Below are 15,748 nucleotides of genomic sequence, written 5' to 3' on the forward strand. Positions count from 1 at the left end.
GGGAAATGGCCCCTTCGGACGCGTTCCGGCCACCCCATATACGCGGGGGGGATTCTTCCCTATAGACCCCGCGCGCCCGGCGGCTTCGCGGGGCGCTTCATTCGCATTAATCGAAGAGAGTTGTTTCCATGTCCGCGATGTTCCGTATCACGCTGCCCGACGGTTCCGTCCGTGAGGTCGCGCCCGGGACTACCCCCGCGGACATCGCCGCCGCGATCGGACCCGGCCTGGCCAAGGCCGCGATCGCCGCGCGCGTCGATGGCGAACTGCGCGACATCATGCGCCCGTTCGAGGGCGATTCCGCGCTCGCACTGGTGACCGCGAAGGACGAGGCCGACGCGCTCGAACTCGCGCGCCACGATTTCGCGCATGTGCTGGCTGAGGCGGTGCAGGCGCTGTTTCCCGGCACGCAGATCACCTTCGGCCCGGCGACCGAGGACGGCTTCTATTACGACTTCGCGCCAAAGGATCGGCCCTTCACCGAAGAGGACCTGCCCGCGATCGAGGCCGAGATGCGCAAGATCATCGCGCGTGACGAGCCGCTGATTCGTGAGGTCTGGACCCGCGAGCAACTGATCGCGCGCTGGACCGCGCAGGGCGAAACCTTCAAGGCCGAATGGGCCGCCGAGCTGCCCGATGACGAGGAACTGACCGTCTATCGCGCCGGCAAGGGCGAGGATGCGTGGCTCGACATGTGCCGGGGCCCGCATCTGGCCTCGACCGGCAAGCTCGACCCCAATGCCTTCAAGCTGACCCGCGTGTCGGGCGCCTATTGGCGCGGTGACCAGAAGAACGCGATGCTCAGCCGCATCTACGGCACCGGCTGGCTCAACAAGAAGCAACTCGCCGAGCATCTGACGCGGCTGGAAGAAGCCGCCAAGCGCGACCATCGCAAGCTGGGCAACGAGATGGACCTGTTCCACCTCCAGCAGGAAGCGCATGGCTCGGTCTTCTGGCATCCCAAGGGCTTCCGCATCTATCGCGAGCTGGAGAGCTATATGCGCCGCGCCATCGACGGCGCGGAGTATCGCGAGGTCAAGACGCCGCAGGTGATGGACGCGCGCCAGTGGGAACAGTCGGGCCACTGGGGCAAGTATCGCGAGAACATGTTCGTCATCCCCGACGAAGTGCCCAATACCGAGGATGCGGGGCCGCTGGTGTCGAACGACGCCCAGTGGATGGCGCTCAAGCCGATGAACTGCCCCGCGCATGTCCTGATCTTCCGTCAGGGGATCAAGTCGTATCGCGACCTGCCGCTGCGCCTGTATGAAAATGGCTGCTGCCACCGCAACGAGCCGCATGGCGCGCTGCACGGCCTGATGCGCGTGCGCCAGTTCACCCAGGACGACGCGCATATCTTCTGCCGCGAAGACCAGATCGTCGACGAGGTGCGGGCCTTTTGCGAACTGGCGGACCGGGTCTACAGGGATTTCGGCTTCACCTATTCGATCAAGCTGGCGCTGCGCCCCGAAAAGCGGTTCGGCTCCGATGCGATGTGGGACCAGGCCGAGGAGGAACTGCGCAACGCGGTGGTCCAGGCCGGGCTGGCGACCGAGCAATATGGCTGGGAGGAATTGCCGGGCGAGGGGGCTTTCTACGCGCCCAAGCTGGAATGGCATCTGACCGACGCGATCGGCCGCACGTGGCAGGTCGGCACCATCCAGTCGGACCGGGTGCTTCCCGAGCGCCTCGACGCCTCCTATGTCGGGGAGGATGGCGAGCGGCATCGCCCGATCATGCTCCACCGCGCGATCTTCGGATCCTATGAGCGGTTCATCGGCATCCTGATCGAACATTATGCGGGCCGCTTCCCGCTGTGGCTGGCGCCGGTGCAGGCGGTGGTCGCGACGATCGTGTCCGATGCGGACGGCTATGCCGACGAGGCGGCGGCGCGGCTGGCCGCGGCGGGCATCCGGGTCGAGACCGATCTGCGCAACGAGAAGATCAACTACAAGGTGCGCGAGCATTCGGTCGCCAAGGTGCCGGTGCTGCTGGTCGTCGGCAAGCGCGAGGCCGAGGAAGGCAAGGTGGCCGTCCGTCGTCTGGGAAGCCAGGCGCAGGAGGTCATGACGCTCGACGAGGCCATCGCGATGCTGCGCAGGGAGGCGACTCCGCCCGACTTGCGCGGCTGAACCACAATCTGTTGAACCCAAGGGCGGGACGCCTGTCTCGCCCTTCCCAATTTATGCCTGATCGCTTATATTGCGTCGGTAATTGCCACAGGAGAAATACCCATACGTCCTCCCATGATGCGCCGTCCTATGCAGGCGCCGCCGATGAACGGTCCCCGATTCAACGAGTGGATCCAAAGCCCCAAGGTTCGCGTCATCGACCATGAGGGCGAGAATCTCGGCGTGATGTACACGCGCGAAGCAATGGCACAGGCTCAGGAACTCGGCCTCGACCTGGTCGAGGTGTCGCCGAACGCCGACCCGCCCGTCGCCAAGTTCCTCGATGTCGGCAAGTATAAGTACGAGGCGCAGAAGAAGGCGAACCTCGCCCGCAAGTCGCAGAAGACGCAGGAGATCAAGGAGATCAAGATGCGTCCGAATATCGACGACCATGATTACGACACCAAGATGAAGAAGGTGGTCGAATTCATTGGCGAGGGCGACAAGGTGAAGGTCACCATGCGCTTCCGCGGTCGCGAGCTGAGCCACGGCCAGCTGGGCATGAACGTGCTCCAGCGCGTTGCCGAGCAGGTGGCGGAGGTTGCCAAGGTCGAAGCCTATCCGCGCATGGAGGGCCGCCAGATGCTGATGGTGCTGGCGCCGAAGTGATGCGAGGCGACTCGGGGATGTGATCCCCGGCGCGATGCTTTCCAGACCCCCGGGGCCTTCGGGCCGCCGGGGGTTTTGTTTTGGGAGGGATGGTTGAGAGGCGGGGGAGATGTGCCTGCCGATCTCCGTTCACCCAAGTACGCTTCACCCCTTGCCCAACACCCGCACCACCCCGGCGCAGGCCGGGGGCCAGTTGCGGTAAAGCCAGCGAAGGTGCGACACCGCCGATCTTCTACGCTGGCGATATAGCGCACCACCGACGACGAGGTAACTGGGCCCCGGCCTTCGCCGGGGTGGTGGTGAGGGAAGGGGGCTATCTCCGCGAGCAACGATCGCCCCTTCGCCGGACCTGTGGCGGAACGGAATGAGCGGGCCCTTACGCCGCCACCTCCATCGCCTCCCCCGCCGCGGCCCCGAGCAACCGCTTCTCCAGCGTCTTCAACCGCCCGCCATTGGTGATCTGGTCCCCGGTCAGGTCGGTCAGATAGAACACGTCGACCGCGCGCTCGCCATAGGTGGCGACATGCGCCGAATGGATCGTCACCTTCGACTGGAACAGCGCGTGCGCCAGTTGGTTGAGCAGCGCCGGGCGATCGCGCGCATGGACCTCGACCACGGTGAAGCGGTTCGACGCGCGATTGTCGATCAGCACGTTGGGCACGATCGGAAAGGCATCCGAGCGCGGCCGCGCGGCGGGCTTGGCGACCAGACGATCGGCCAGCTTGCTGCGATTGGCCAGCGCATCCTCGATCGCGCGGCGCAGCCGGGCGAGCTGGCCCGGATCGTCGAACGGGCGGCCGAGCGGGTCCTGCACCAGGAAATTGTCGATCGCCATGCCGTCGCGCGTCGTATGGATGCGCGCGTCGATGATGTTGCCTCCTGCCACATGGATCGCGCCCGCGATGCGGTAGAACAGCCCCGGATGGTCGGCGGCATAGATGGACACCAGCGTCGCGCCCCGCTCGCCATAGACCTGCGCGTCGATCGAAAGCTGGGCATCGCCCGCCGCCGCCATCTGGCGCGCATTGTGCGCCAGCACATCGTCGGGCTCGGCGATCCAATAGGCCTCGGGCAGGCGATGGACATGCGCGGCGAGCTGCGCCTCCGGCCAGCCCAATATTGTGGCCAGCCGCGCCTGCTTGGCGGCGATCCGCTCGGTCCGGCCGCGCTGCTTGTGGCCGAGCCGGAGAACCTCCTCGGCCGCCTCGTACAGGTCGGCGAGCAACTGCCGCTTCCATCCGTTCCACGTACCCGGCCCCACCGCGCGGATATCGACAATGGTGAGGAGCAGCAGCAGGCGAAGCCGTTCGGGGCTCTGCACCGTCTCGCAGAAATCGAGGATCGTCTTGAAGTCGGACAGGTCGCGCTTGAACGCGGTGGCGGACATCAGGAGATGCCAGCGGACCAGCCAGGCGACCGTCTCCGTCTCGGCATCGCTCAGCCCCAGCCTGGGACAGAGCCGCTCGGCGACCGCCGCCCCCAGGATCGAGTGATCCCCGCCGCGCCCCTTGGCGATGTCGTGGAGCAGCACCGCGACATAGAGGACACGGCGCGACACGATCTGGCCGATGATCGCGGAGGCGACGGGATGTTCCTCGGTCAGGTCCTGCCGCTCGATCCGGGAGAGCAGGCCCAGCGCGCGGATCGTGTGTTCGTCCACCGTGTAATGATGGTACATGTCGAACTGCATCTGGGCCACGACACGGCCGAAATCGGGGACGAAGCGGCCGAACACCCCGGCTTCGTTCATCCAGCGCAGCACCAGTTCGGGGTCGCGGGGGCTGGTCAGCACGTCGAGGAACAGCGCGTTGGCGCGGGGATCGGCGCGGACATCGTCGACCAGCTTGGCATCGCGCGATGCGGCGCGCATCGCCAGCGGATGCACCTCCAGTTCGTAGCGATCGGCGAGCTGGAAGATCTCGATCAGCCGGACCGGGTCTTCCTGGAAGAAATCGTCGCGCGGCAAGGCCAGCCGGCCGCGATCCAGAACGAAGCCGTTCAACCGGCGCGGTCGCCGGCGGATGGTGGGCAGGCCGAAGCGATGCCCGCGCGCCGCGAACCGTTCATCCAGATGCGCTAGGAACGCGCCGGTCAGCGCGCCGACCGTCTTCACCTGAAGGAAATAGAGCTGCATGAAACGCTCGACCTTGGCCTTGCCCGGCCGGTCGGAAAAGCGCATCCGCTCGGCCACCTGCCGCTGCACGTCGAAGGTCAGGCGATCCTCGCCCCGCCCGGTGATGATGTGGAGGTGACAGCGCACCGCCCACAGGAAATTGTCGGCGCGGTGAAACTGGCGATACTCCTCGCGGGTGAACAGGCCGCGTTCGATCAGGTCGGCGGCGCGGTCGACGTCATAGACATATTTGCCGATCCAGAAGAGCGCGTGCAGGTCGCGCAGCCCGCCCTTGCCCTCCTTCACATTGGGTTCGACGACATAGCGGCTGTCGCCCATCTTGCGGTGGCGCAGGTCGCGTTCGGCCAGCTTGTCGGCGATGAACTGGCGATGCGAATCGGTCTGGATCTCGATTTTGAACCGGCGCGTGGTTTCGTCGTAAAGCGCCAGGTCGCCGCACAGATAGCGACTCTCCAGCAGCGCGGTGCGCACCGTGACGTCGGCCTTGGCCTGGCGGATCGTCTCGTCGATCGAGCGGCTGGAATGCCCGACCTTCAACCCCAGGTCCCAAAGCGAATAGAGCATCGATTCGATGACCTGTTCGGCATGGGGCGTCTGCTTGAAGGGGGTGAGGAAACCGATATCGACGTCCGAATAGGGGGCCATCTCCCCCCGGCCATAGCCGCCCACCGCGATGAGGGTCAGCCGCTCGCCCGCCGTCGGGTTGCTCAGGGGATAGAGCGTATCGGTGGTGAAATCGAACAGGACGCGCAGGATCTGGTCGGTCAGATAGGCCTGCGCCGCCGCCGCTTCCAACCCGCGCGACGGGTGGACGGACAGGCGTCGCGCCACCTCCTGCCGCCCCGCGTCCAGTGCGGCGCGGAGCACGGGCGTGACCCGGGTCCGCCCTTCCGGCCCGGTGACGCCCAGCGCCGCGACCTGTTCGGCAAGGGCCCGGCGGTCGACGATGGCGCGGCGGTTGGGGAGGGATTCGAAACGGCTGAGCATGACCATGTCATAGGGGCTGCGAACGGACAAATGGAGAGGGGATGACGTCATTCCCTCGCCGTCCGGCGCGGGGCGTCGTCGAAAGGCGATGAGGAAACCCCTTTCCGCAAGACGGCGCGCGCTGCCGCCTGCCTTTGCCATGGCGGACGATTCTTGTTTTGGTGCCTGTGCTTCGGGCGTGTTAGCGAACAGGCCATGGCTGACCATCACGACATTCCCGCCCTGATCGCCGACATGGGGCAGCGCGCGCGCATCGCCGCGCGGACGCTGGCGCAGATGCCGACCGAGGCCAAGGCCCGGGCGTTGCGCGCCGCCGCCGGCGCGATTCGCGCGGCGGCTCCGGCCATTCTCGACGCCAATGCACGCGACATGGCGGCGGGGGCCGCGAACGGCCTGTCGCCCGCGATGCTCGACCGGCTGAAGCTCGACGAGCGGCGGATCGACGGCATCGTCGCGGGTGTCGAGGCGGTGGCGGCGCTGCCCGATCCGGTCGGCGAACGGATCGATGCGCGCACCCGGCCCAACGGCCTTCATCTGTCACGCGTCCGCGTGCCGGTGGGGGTGATCGGGATCGTCTATGAAAGCCGCCCCAATGTCACCGTCGACGCCGCGGCGCTCTGTGCGATGGCGGGCAATGCCGCGATCCTGCGTGGCGGGTCCGAGGCGGTGCACAGCAACCGCGCGCTCCACGCCGCCTTCGTGGAAGGGTGGACGGCGGCGGGCGGTCCGGCGGATGCGGTGCAACTGGTCCCGACCACCGATCGCGCGGCGGTGGGGGCGATGCTGGCCGCCGACGGGCTGATCGACCTGCTGATCCCGCGTGGCGGCAAGAGCCTGGTCGCGCGGGTGCAGGCGGAGGCGCGGGTGCCGGTGCTGGCGCATCTGGACGGGATCAACCATGTCTATGTCGACGCGTCGGCCGACCGGGCCATGGCGGCGCGGATCGTGCGCGACGCCAAGATGCGGCGGACCGGCATTTGCGGTGCGATGGAGACGTTGCTGATCGACGCCGCCTATTGCCATCCGGCGGAGCTGGTCGCGACGCTGATGAAGGCGGGCTGCACCGTGCGCGGGGACGATGCGGTGCGCGAGATCGTGCCGGGGCTGGAGCCCGCCACGCCCGAGGACTGGGATACCGAATATCTCGATGCGATCGCCAGCGTCGCGCTGGTCGAGGGGGTGGACGGGGCGATGGCGCATATCGCCGCGCATGGATCGCACCATACCGATGCGATCGTGGCGGAGGATGCGGAGGTCGCGGAACGCTTCCTGCGCCAGGTCGACAGCGCGATCGTGCTGTGGAACGCATCCACCCAGTTCGCCGATGGCGGCGAGTTCGGGCTGGGCGCGGAGATCGGCATCGCCACCGGGCGGTTGCATTCGCGCGGGCCGGTCGCGCTCGAAGGGTTGACCACCTATAAATGGATCGGGCGCGGCGCGGGCCAGATTCGCGGCGGGACTTCGGGTTGAGGATCGGGCTGCTCGGCGGGTCGTTCAATCCCGCGCATCGCGGTCATCGCCGCATCACCCTGGACGCGATGCGCGCGCTCGACCTGGACGAGGTCTGGTGGCTGGTATCGCCGGGCAATCCGCTGAAGGACGGGGCGGGGGACATGGCCCCCTTCGCCGCGCGGCTGGAATCGGCACGGATCATGGCGCGCCGCGCGCCCATTCGTGCGAGCGCGATCGAGCGCGACCTGCACACCCGCTATACCATCGACACCGTCCGAACGATCCTTCGCCGCTATCCCCGCCATCGCTTCATCTGGTTGATGGGCGAGGACAATCTGCAGCAATTTCATCGCTGGCGGGCGTGGCGTGCGATTGCCCGCGCGATCCCGATTGCGGTTGTCGACCGTCCGGGGTACAATGTCGCCGCCCACGCGACACCCGCGCTGGGCTGGTTCAGGCGTTTCCAGAAGCGTCCGGGCCAGGCGAAGAACTGGACGATGTGGAGTTTGCCGGCCTTCGTGCTGTTGCGCTTCCGACCCGACCCGACTTCCGCCACGGGCCTTCGGGCCCGCGATCCGGACTGGTTTCGGCATATGGGCCGAACCGTCCCCCAACGCAGGAGCTAACTTGGCCACTTCCCCGCAATCGCCGCGTCCGTCCGATCCCGAAGAGGTGGAGGCGCTGCACCGCCTCATTCTCGCCTCGCTCGACGACGACCAGGCGGTGGAAACGATCTCGATCCCGCTCGCCGGAAAATCGTCGATCGCGGATTACATGGTGATCTCCAGTGGTCGTTCGACCCGGCAGGTCGCCTCGATGGCGATGAAGCTCGCCGAGAAGATCAAGGCCGAATTCGGCCGCTCGGTGCGGATCGAAGGGTTGCCGACCGCCGACTGGGTGCTGATCGACGCCAATGACGTGATCGTCCACCTGTTCCGGCCCGAGGTGCGCACCTTCTACAATCTGGAGCGCATGTGGGCGTTCGGCGATGCGCCGACACCCCCCGCCAGCCCGGCCGACCGCCAGCTCTGACGCGTCCAGAGCCCGCCCGTGTTGCTGCATATCGTCGCGCGCGGGCGGATCGGCCGTTCGCCCGAGGCCGAACTGGTCGACCGCTATCTCAAGCGGATCGGCTGGCCCACCAAGGTCACTGAACTCCCCGACACGGGTGGCAAGGTGCCGCCGCTGGAGGGACAGGTGCGTCTGGTCCTGATGGACGAGAAGGGCGAGAATCTTTCTTCGATGGATTTCGCGCGGCGCCTGGAGCGCTGGCGCGACGACGGCGTGCGCGAATGCCGATTCATGATCGGCGCGGCCGATGGGTTCGAGGACGCCGACCGCGCGCGCGCCGACCTGCTGATCTCCTATGGCCGCGCCACCTGGCCGCATATGATGGCGCGCGCGATGCTGGCCGAGCAGCTGTTCCGGGCGACCAGCATCCTGGCCAACCACCCCTATCACCGCGAAGGATGAGCATGGGCCGGCGGAGCGGAGCGGCGCTGGCGGCCCTGTTGCTGCTGGGCGCGACCGACATCGCCGCCGACCAGCGCCGACTGGGCGAGGCGCGGGCCGGGGCGGCGGCGGCGCAGGCGCGTGCGCGTGTGCTGGAGCAACAGGCCGGGGCGGAGCGAGACGCCGCCGCGATCGCCCAGGCGCGGGAACGCGCCGTCGCCGCGCGCGTGACCGCCGCCGAGGCCGAGGTGCGCGCGGCGCAGGCGCGGGTCGATCTGGTCGCCGGGCTGCTGGCGCGGCAGCAGGAGCGGCTGGCCCGCGCGCAGGCGCCGCTCGCGCATCTGCTGGCGGCAATGCAGGACATGGCCGCGCGCCCGCCGATCGCGGCGGTGGCGCAGCCGGGGACGGTCGCCGATCTGGCGCATGTCCGCGCGGTGTTCGGCACCATCGCGCCGGTCGTCGCCGGGCGGGCGCAGGCGGTGCGCGACGAACTGGCGGCGACGCGGCGGGTGCGCGCGCAGGCAGTGCTGGCCGCACACGCGCTGACCGCGACGCGCAGCAAGCTGGAGGGCGAGCGCAAGGCGCTGGCCGCGCTGGAGGCCCGGCATCGCGGGCGCGCGGATGTGCTCGGGCGCAGCGCCATCGACGAATCCAATCGTGCCCTGGCCCTGGGCGAGGCGGCGCGCGACCTGATCGACCAGATGGCCGAGCGCGGCGAGGCGCAGGCGACCGCCAGCGATCTGGCCGCGCTGCCCGGGCCGATCGCACGGCCGCTGGCCCCCGGTCTGCGCGGCGCGGCGATCCCGGCGGGCACCTATCGCCTGCCGGTGCGCGGGCGGGTGGCGACGGGATTTGGCGAAATCTCCGATTCGGGGGTCCGGGCGCGCGGGCTGACGCTGGCTACCGATGCGCAGGCGCCGGTCACCGCCCCGGCGGCGGGGATGATCCGCTATGCCGCGCCGTTTCGCGGCTATGGCGGCATCGTCATCCTCGACCATGGCCATGGCTGGACCAGCCTGGTGACCGGGCTGGGCGGCATCGCGGTGCGGCCGGGGCAGCGGGTCGAGGGCGGGGCGGTGCTGGGTCGCGCCATGCGCGCGCGGGGCGGCACGGTGCCGGGGGTCACGGTCGAGCTGCGCCGCGACGGCCGGCCGATCGATATCGCCGCGCTGCTCGGCTGATGATCGCAGCGAGGCGGCCCGGAAACATAAAGACACGCGACTGCGATATTAGCGCATGACACCCCCGCATCGGGTCTGATAGCCCTGTGGTCATGCCCGTTTCGGCCGCCGCATCCGCCCGCGAGATTCTCGTCCGCCTGCACGACGTGATGGCGTCGCGCAACCCCGCCCAATCCAAGCTGAACCAGGTCGTCCAGATCATCGGCGAGGCTATCGGCAGCGAGGTGTGTTCGATCTACCTGCTGCGCGAAGGCGTGCTGGAACTGTTCGCGACGCGCGGCCTGGCCGAGGAGGCGGTACATGTCACCAAGCTGGCGCTGGGCGAGGGGCTGGTCGGCACCATCGCCGAGGATGTCGAGGTGCTGAACCTCGACGAAGCGGCCAGCCATCCCGACTTCGCCTATAAGCCGGAGACGGGCGAGGACCGGTTCCACAGCTTCGCGGGCGTGCCGATCATCCGGCGCGAGCGGGCGGTGGGCGTGCTGGCGGTACAGCATAGCGAACCGCGCAAATATGCCGATGTCGAGATCGAGGCGTTGCAGACCGTCGCGATGGTGCTGTCCGAGCTGATCGCCAATGCCGGGCTGATCGATGCGGCGGGCGCGGCGGGCGCGCGGCCGCAGATGACCGCGTCGATCCGGCTGTCCGGGCAGAAGCTGGTCGAGGGCATGGGCAGCGGCTTCGCCGTGTTCCACCAGCCGCGCATCGTCATCGAGCATACGGTTGCCGAGGATATCGATGCCGAGCGCCGCCGCGTCTATGCCGCGTTCGACAAGATGCGCGAGCAGATCGACCGCATGGCGCGCGAGGCCGAGTTCGGCGTCGCGGGCGAGCATGTCGAGGTCATCGAGACCTATAAGATGTTCGCCTATGACGAGGGCTGGGCGCGGCGCATCAACGAGGCGATCGACAGCGGGCTGACCGCCGAGGCGGCGATCGAGCGGGTGCAGCAGCGCACGCGCCAGCGGATGCGCCAGATCGACGACCCGCTGCTCGCCGACCGGATGCACGATCTGGAGGATCTGTCCAACCGGCTGCTGCGCATCGTGTCGGGCCAGATGGGCACGGCGGCGCAGATGGGGCTGCGCCAGGACACGATCCTGATCGCGCGCAACCTGGGCCCGGCCGAGTTGCTGGAATATGACCGGCGGCGGCTGAAGGGCGTGATCCTGGAGGAAGGATCGCTGACCGCGCATGTCATCATCGTCGCGCGCGCCATGGGCCTGCCGGTGCTGGGCCGGGTGCGCGATGTCCGGCGGCAGATTGCGGACGGCGATCACCTGCTGCTCGACGTGAACGAAGGCAGCGTGCTGGTCCGCCCGACGCTGGCGATGGAGGAGGCGTTCGACGCCAAGCTGTCGTTGCGGCAAAAAAGGCGCGCGGCCTTTGCGGCGTTGCGCGACGTGCCGCCGGTGACGAAGGACGGGCATCGTATCACGCTGATGGTCAATGCCGGGCTGCGCGACGATGCCGCCGCGCTCGACACCACCGGGGCGGACGGGATCGGCCTGTTCCGCACCGAGTTCCAGTTCCTCGTTTCCGCGACCCTGCCGCAGCGCGAGCGTCAGCAGCGTTTGTACCGCGACGTGATGGAGGCGGCGGGCGATCGCCCGGTGGTGTTCCGCACCATCGATATCGGCGGCGACAAGGCCTTGCCCTATCTGAACGTCGAGGCCGGGGATGAGGAGAATCCCGCCATGGGCTGGCGCGCGCTGCGGCTGGCGCTGGAGCGCGAAGGGTTGATGAAGGCGCAGGCCCGCGCGCTGCTGGAGGCGGGCGCGGGGCGGACGCTGCACGTGATGTTCCCCATGGTGTCCGAGGCGTGGGAGTTCGACGAGGCCAAGGCGCTGTTCGAGGCGCAGCGGGTCTGGCTGAACGGGCGCGGGCGTCGCCTGCCGCTTGAGATACGCTATGGCGCGATGCTCGAGGTGCCCGCGCTGGCCGAACAGCTCGACCTGATCCTGCCGAATGTCGATTTCCTGTCGATCGGCACCAACGACCTGACCCAGTTTCTGTTCGCCGCCGACCGCGCCAATCCCAAGCTGGCCGAACGCTATGACTGGCTCAGCCCGTCGATCCTGCGTTTTCTGCGCCGCGTCGTCGAACCCGCGCGCGAGGCGGGGGTGCGCGTGGGCGTGTGTGGCGAGATGGGCGGACGGCCGCTGGAGGCTATGGCGCTGATCGGACTGGGTTTCGATCGCCTGTCGATCACCCCGGCGGCGGTCGGTCCGGTCAAGGCGATGATCCGCTCGCTCGACCGTGCGGGGATCGCGCAGGAAATGGCGAGGCTGCTGGCCAAGCCGGTGCGCGACATGCGCGGGGCGCTTGGAGCCTGGGCTGCGACGAATGGTGTCGAATTGGCCTGACGAAGCGGTGGGCTTCGCGTTGACTTGAGGCCGGGCCTCTGAAAGAACGGCCGCGACCATGGGGTGGGCCATGGTCACTTCGGAGTTGAGAATGGACGAGGTCAATCCCGGCCACGATGTCGCGCCGTCGGCCCCCGCCCGCGCCGGTGACGTCCTGCGCGCCGCCCGGGAGGCACAGGGGCTGTCGCTCGGTGATATCGGCGCCCGCACGCGCGTTCCCAGCCGCCATCTCGCGGCGATCGAGGCATCCGATTATCAGAGTCTGCCCTCGGCGACCTATGCCGTGGGCTTCGCCAAGGCCTATGCACGGGCCGTCGGCGCCGATGAGGTCGCGATCGCGCAGGCGGTGCGCGCCGATGTCGATCGCATGGGCCGCCGCACCAGCGAATATGTGCCGCAGGACATCGCCGATCCGGCCCGCGTGCCGTCGCGCGGCATCGCGATCCTGGGCGTCGGACTGGCGCTGGCGCTGCTGATCCTGGCGGGGCTGTGGTACGGCACGGACCTGTTCCGCCGCGATCATACGGCGCAGGAGGTGCCCGCCGCGACGCCGCTGGCCGATGGCGCGCCGACCCCGGCCCCCGCCCCCACGCCCAGCGCCGCGCCGGTGACGGGTGGCAAGGTCGTGCTGACCGCCAAGGGCGATGTCTGGCTGCGCGTCTATGACGCCGACAACAAGACCTTGAAGATGGGCACGTTGAAGCCCGGCGAGCAATATGAAGTGCCCGCCGATGCCAAGGGCCCGATGGTGAATGTCGGCCGCCCGGACAAGCTGGAGATCACGCTGAACGGGGCGGCCGTGCCGCCGCTGGGCGATGGATCGCGGGCGATCAAGGATGTCCATATCGACGGCACGGCGATCGCGGCCCGCCTGTCGGGCGCTCCGGTCGAAGCCGCGCCGCGCGCCGCGCGTGAAACCGCCACGCCCGCACGGACGAGCGCGCGCGCGGCGTCGTCGCGCCGCGAGCGGAGCGAGTCGACCACGACCGGCGGTGCGACCCCTGCGGCCGCCCCGTCGCCGTCTCCCGCCGCCACGGGTCCGGCTGATCTGTAACCGTCATATCTTCAGGGCCGGGGCCTTCGGGTCCGGTGCCTTTAGGGCTGGCGAAACCCGGGGGGATTCATCACAATCCCCCATTCCTTGTTCCACTATCCCACCGGGGGGTGAGACCGATGCGTAACCTGTTGCTGGCCGGTGTCGCGGCCGTTCTTGTCCTTCCCGCTGCGGTCTCGGCCCAGTCCAATGTCGAAGGGCGCGTCACCAAGCTGGAAAGCGAGATGCGCGCGGTGCAGCGCAAGGTCTTTCCGGGCGGCGCGGGCCAATATGTCCAGCCGCAGGTCTCTGCGCCGCAGACCCAGGTCCAGGCGGCCGGCGTCCCCGCGACCAGCGCGCTGGCCGACCTGACCTCGCGCGTCACCTCGCTCGAGGAGCAGATGGCCGGCCTGACCGGCCAGATCGAGCAGAATGGCCATCGCGTCCGTCAGATGCAGGACCAGTTCGACGCCTATAAGCGCGCGACCGACGCCCGCCTGAAGGCGCTGGAGGCTGGCCCCGCGCCGATCGCGCCCGCCGGGCAGAGCACGCCGCTCGCCATGTCGGTGCCTGCCGGTACCGGGCAGACACGCCCCGGACGGACCTCGGCCGCGACGGCGATCGCGACCGGCGACACCGCCGCGACACCAGCGGGCAGCGGGGCGGCGAACGGGGCGGCGAATGCCGCGGTCGACAAGCCCGCAACCGGCGATGCCGCCGAGGATGCCTATCTCTATGGCTATCGCCTCTGGGCCGCCAAACGGTATAGCGAGGCGGAAATCCAGCTGAAGAAGGTCGTCGCCGACTATCCCAAGAGCCGCCGCGCCAGCTACGCGCAGAATCTGCTCGGCCGGACCTATCTCGACTCGGGCAAGCCGAGCCTCGCCTCGATGGCCTTTTACGAGAATTACAAGAAGTTCCCGGACGGTGAGCGCGCGCCCGACAGCCTCCTCTATCTGGGCCAGGCGCTGACCAAGCTGAACAAGCCTGCCGATGCGTGCAAGGTCTATGACGAACTGACCGACGTCTATGGTGCGAAGCTGTCCGCCACGATGAAGGGGCATGTCGAAACCGGGCGCGTCGCGGCCAAGTGCAAGTGATGGCGTGAAAGCCGGTTTGGGAAGGCGAGCCTGCGCGTTCCCAAATATCGTACCGCGATGATCCCCGGTCGCGCCAGAGCCACCGACTGGCCGGGTGCAGTGCGGCGCGGGCGGGACGAAAGGTCGTGAAATCGCTTGCGCCCGCACCATCGAAGGGCCAGAGCGAACCAATCCCTGACCAGTTTTGAGAGCATCATGGCCACCGATGCCACGGCCGTCGATCAGATCGCGCGTTTCACCGCCGATCTGACGATCCTACACGATCCGTCTACCGATCCCGCCCCCATCTTGCTGGCGGTTTCGGGCGGCCCCGATTCCATGGCGATGCTGACGCTCGCGGCCGGGGCGTTTCCGGGGCGGATCGCGGTGGCGACGGTCGATCACGGATTGCGGCCCGAAGCGGCGGACGAGGCGCGGATGGTCGCGGCGCACTGCGCGACGCTGGACGTGCCGCACCATATCCTGCGCCCCGACAGCGCGATCGCGGGGGCGAGCATCCAGGCGCAGGCGCGTGAGCGCCGCTACGCGCTGCTGGCCGCCTGTGCGGGTGCGATCGGTGCGCCGGTGATCCTGACCGCGCATCATGCCGACGATCAGGCCGAGACGTTCCTGATGCGCGCGGCGCGCGGCGCGGGCTTGGCAGGCCTGTCGGGGGTGCGGGCGCGCACCGTGATCGCGGGGGCGACCATCCTGCGGCCGCTGCTCGACTGGCGGCGCGCCGAACTGCGTCGGATCGTCCGCCGCGCCGAAGCGCCATTCGTCGACGATCCGGCCAATAGCGATCCGCGCCATGATCGGACGCGCTTTCGCCAGTTGCTCGACGGCCATGAATGGCTGGGCGTGGCGCAGATGGCGCGCGCGGCGGCGCAACTGGCCGAGGCGGATGCCGATCTGCGCGCGACCGTCGACTGGCTGTGGCGCGAGCGGGCGCAGATCGATGGCGACAATGTCCGCATCGGCGCCGCCGACCTGCCGCGTGAACTGGGCCGCCGGTTGGCGCGTCGCGCGATCGGGGAGGTGCGCGCTGCCGCCGCGATCGAGGCGCCGACCTGGTCGGAGGCGGCCAATATCGAAAAACTGCTCGACGCGCTCCATGACGGTCGGCGCGCGACCCAGGCGGGGGTGATCGCCAGCGTGCGCTCGGGCATCTGGCGCTTCCGGCCCGCGCCGCCCCGCCGCACCGGCTGATCGTCCGCACCGGCGGAGGGCGATTGCCTTGCGCCCCGGCCATCGCCCCGATAGCGGCGGGGGAAGGCAGGAGGG

Annotated in this window: 12 protein-coding genes; 11 read left to right on the forward strand and 1 reads right to left on the reverse strand. The window is 68.8% G+C overall.

Features of this window, described 5'->3' with window-relative positions; all coding sequences use genetic code 11:
* Positions 1-128 precede the first annotated feature (128 nt).
* Together thrS and infC are read left to right on the forward strand one after the other, a co-directional pair.
* The gene (gene thrS / locus RN629_RS03375) at positions 129-2,132 is read left to right on the forward strand and encodes a threonine--tRNA ligase (RefSeq protein ID WP_407033856.1); all 2,004 of its coding nucleotides are present in this window, start codon (positions 129-131) and stop codon (positions 2,130-2,132) included.
* A gap of 114 nt (positions 2,133-2,246) precedes the next feature.
* Positions 2,247-2,780, forward strand: a complete 534-nt coding sequence (infC, locus tag RN629_RS03380) for a translation initiation factor IF-3 (RefSeq protein ID WP_037569087.1) — start codon at positions 2,247-2,249, stop codon at positions 2,778-2,780.
* Between the two features lie 376 nt (positions 2,781-3,156).
* Here the strand turns inward: infC and RN629_RS03385 are convergent, their stop codons facing one another.
* Positions 3,157-5,901 carry a [protein-PII] uridylyltransferase gene (locus RN629_RS03385; RefSeq protein WP_407033940.1) on the reverse strand — a complete coding sequence of 915 codons (2,745 nt, stop codon included), beginning with the start codon at positions 5,899-5,901 and terminating at the stop codon, positions 3,157-3,159.
* A 195-nt stretch (positions 5,902-6,096) separates the two neighbouring features.
* Here RN629_RS03385 and RN629_RS03390 point away from each other — a divergent pair, with 195 nt between their 5' ends.
* The 9 genes from RN629_RS03390 (at position 6,097) to tilS (ending at position 15,673) form a co-directional block, all read left to right on the forward strand.
* Positions 6,097-7,371, forward strand: coding sequence for a glutamate-5-semialdehyde dehydrogenase (locus tag RN629_RS03390; RefSeq protein WP_407033857.1), 1,275 nt, complete (start codon positions 6,097-6,099; stop codon positions 7,369-7,371).
* Complete coding sequence (locus RN629_RS03395) at positions 7,368-7,979, forward strand: nicotinate-nucleotide adenylyltransferase (RefSeq protein WP_407033858.1); 612 nt, start codon at positions 7,368-7,370, stop codon at positions 7,977-7,979. Before RN629_RS03390 ends, RN629_RS03395 begins: the two co-directional genes overlap by 4 nt.
* A 1-nt stretch (position 7,980) precedes the next feature.
* A complete protein-coding gene (gene rsfS / locus RN629_RS03400) occupies positions 7,981-8,385 on the forward strand; it encodes a ribosome silencing factor (protein ID WP_407033859.1) in 405 nt (134 codons plus the stop codon).
* A gap of 18 nt (positions 8,386-8,403) precedes the next feature.
* Positions 8,404-8,826: a 23S rRNA (pseudouridine(1915)-N(3))-methyltransferase RlmH gene (locus RN629_RS03405; protein ID WP_407033860.1), complete on the forward strand. Its 423-nt coding sequence runs from the start codon at positions 8,404-8,406 to the stop codon at positions 8,824-8,826.
* Between the two features lie 2 nt (positions 8,827-8,828).
* A complete protein-coding gene (locus RN629_RS03410) occupies positions 8,829-9,986 on the forward strand; it encodes a murein hydrolase activator EnvC family protein (protein WP_407033861.1) in 1,158 nt (385 codons plus the stop codon).
* Positions 9,987-10,078: 92 nt separating this feature from the next.
* The gene (gene ptsP, locus RN629_RS03415) at positions 10,079-12,352 is read left to right on the forward strand and encodes a phosphoenolpyruvate--protein phosphotransferase (protein WP_407033862.1); all 2,274 of its coding nucleotides are present in this window, start codon (positions 10,079-10,081) and stop codon (positions 12,350-12,352) included.
* A gap of 91 nt (positions 12,353-12,443) precedes the next feature.
* A complete protein-coding gene (locus tag RN629_RS03420; protein ID WP_407033863.1) occupies positions 12,444-13,406 on the forward strand; it encodes a helix-turn-helix domain-containing protein in 963 nt (320 codons plus the stop codon).
* A gap of 119 nt (positions 13,407-13,525) precedes the next feature.
* On the forward strand, positions 13,526-14,485 hold the full coding sequence (locus RN629_RS03425) for a YbgF trimerization domain-containing protein (RefSeq protein WP_407033864.1): 960 nt from the start codon (positions 13,526-13,528) through the stop codon (positions 14,483-14,485).
* A 195-nt stretch (positions 14,486-14,680) separates the two neighbouring features.
* Entirely contained in the window at positions 14,681-15,673 is a 993-nt protein-coding gene (gene tilS, locus RN629_RS03430; protein WP_407033865.1) for a tRNA lysidine(34) synthetase TilS, read from the forward strand.
* Positions 15,674-15,748 lie beyond the last annotated feature (75 nt).

Origin of the sequence: Facivitalis istanbulensis (assembly GCF_040560405.1) — a bacterium.
GTDB classification, from domain to species: domain Bacteria; phylum Pseudomonadota; class Alphaproteobacteria; order Sphingomonadales; family Sphingomonadaceae; genus Sphingomonas; species Sphingomonas istanbulensis.

What these genes read in the sequence shown, in the direction of transcription:
- thrS (WP_407033856.1), top strand. Translation starts at nt 129, where the DNA reads ATGTCCGCGATGTTCCGTATCACGCTGCCCGACGGTTCCGTCCGTGAG.
- infC (WP_037569087.1), top strand. Translation starts at nt 2,247, where the DNA reads ATGATGCGCCGTCCTATGCAGGCGCCGCCGATGAACGGTCCCCGATTC.
- RN629_RS03385 (WP_407033940.1), bottom strand. Translation starts at nt 5,901, where the DNA reads ATGCTCAGCCGTTTCGAATCCCTCCCCAACCGCCGCGCCATCGTCGAC.
- RN629_RS03390 (WP_407033857.1), top strand. Translation starts at nt 6,097, where the DNA reads ATGGCTGACCATCACGACATTCCCGCCCTGATCGCCGACATGGGGCAG.
- RN629_RS03410 (WP_407033861.1), top strand. Translation starts at nt 8,829, where the DNA reads ATGGGCCGGCGGAGCGGAGCGGCGCTGGCGGCCCTGTTGCTGCTGGGC.
- ptsP (WP_407033862.1), top strand. Translation starts at nt 10,079, where the DNA reads ATGCCCGTTTCGGCCGCCGCATCCGCCCGCGAGATTCTCGTCCGCCTG.
- RN629_RS03420 (WP_407033863.1), top strand. Translation starts at nt 12,444, where the DNA reads ATGGACGAGGTCAATCCCGGCCACGATGTCGCGCCGTCGGCCCCCGCC.
- RN629_RS03425 (WP_407033864.1), top strand. Translation starts at nt 13,526, where the DNA reads ATGCGTAACCTGTTGCTGGCCGGTGTCGCGGCCGTTCTTGTCCTTCCC.
- tilS (WP_407033865.1), top strand. Translation starts at nt 14,681, where the DNA reads ATGGCCACCGATGCCACGGCCGTCGATCAGATCGCGCGTTTCACCGCC.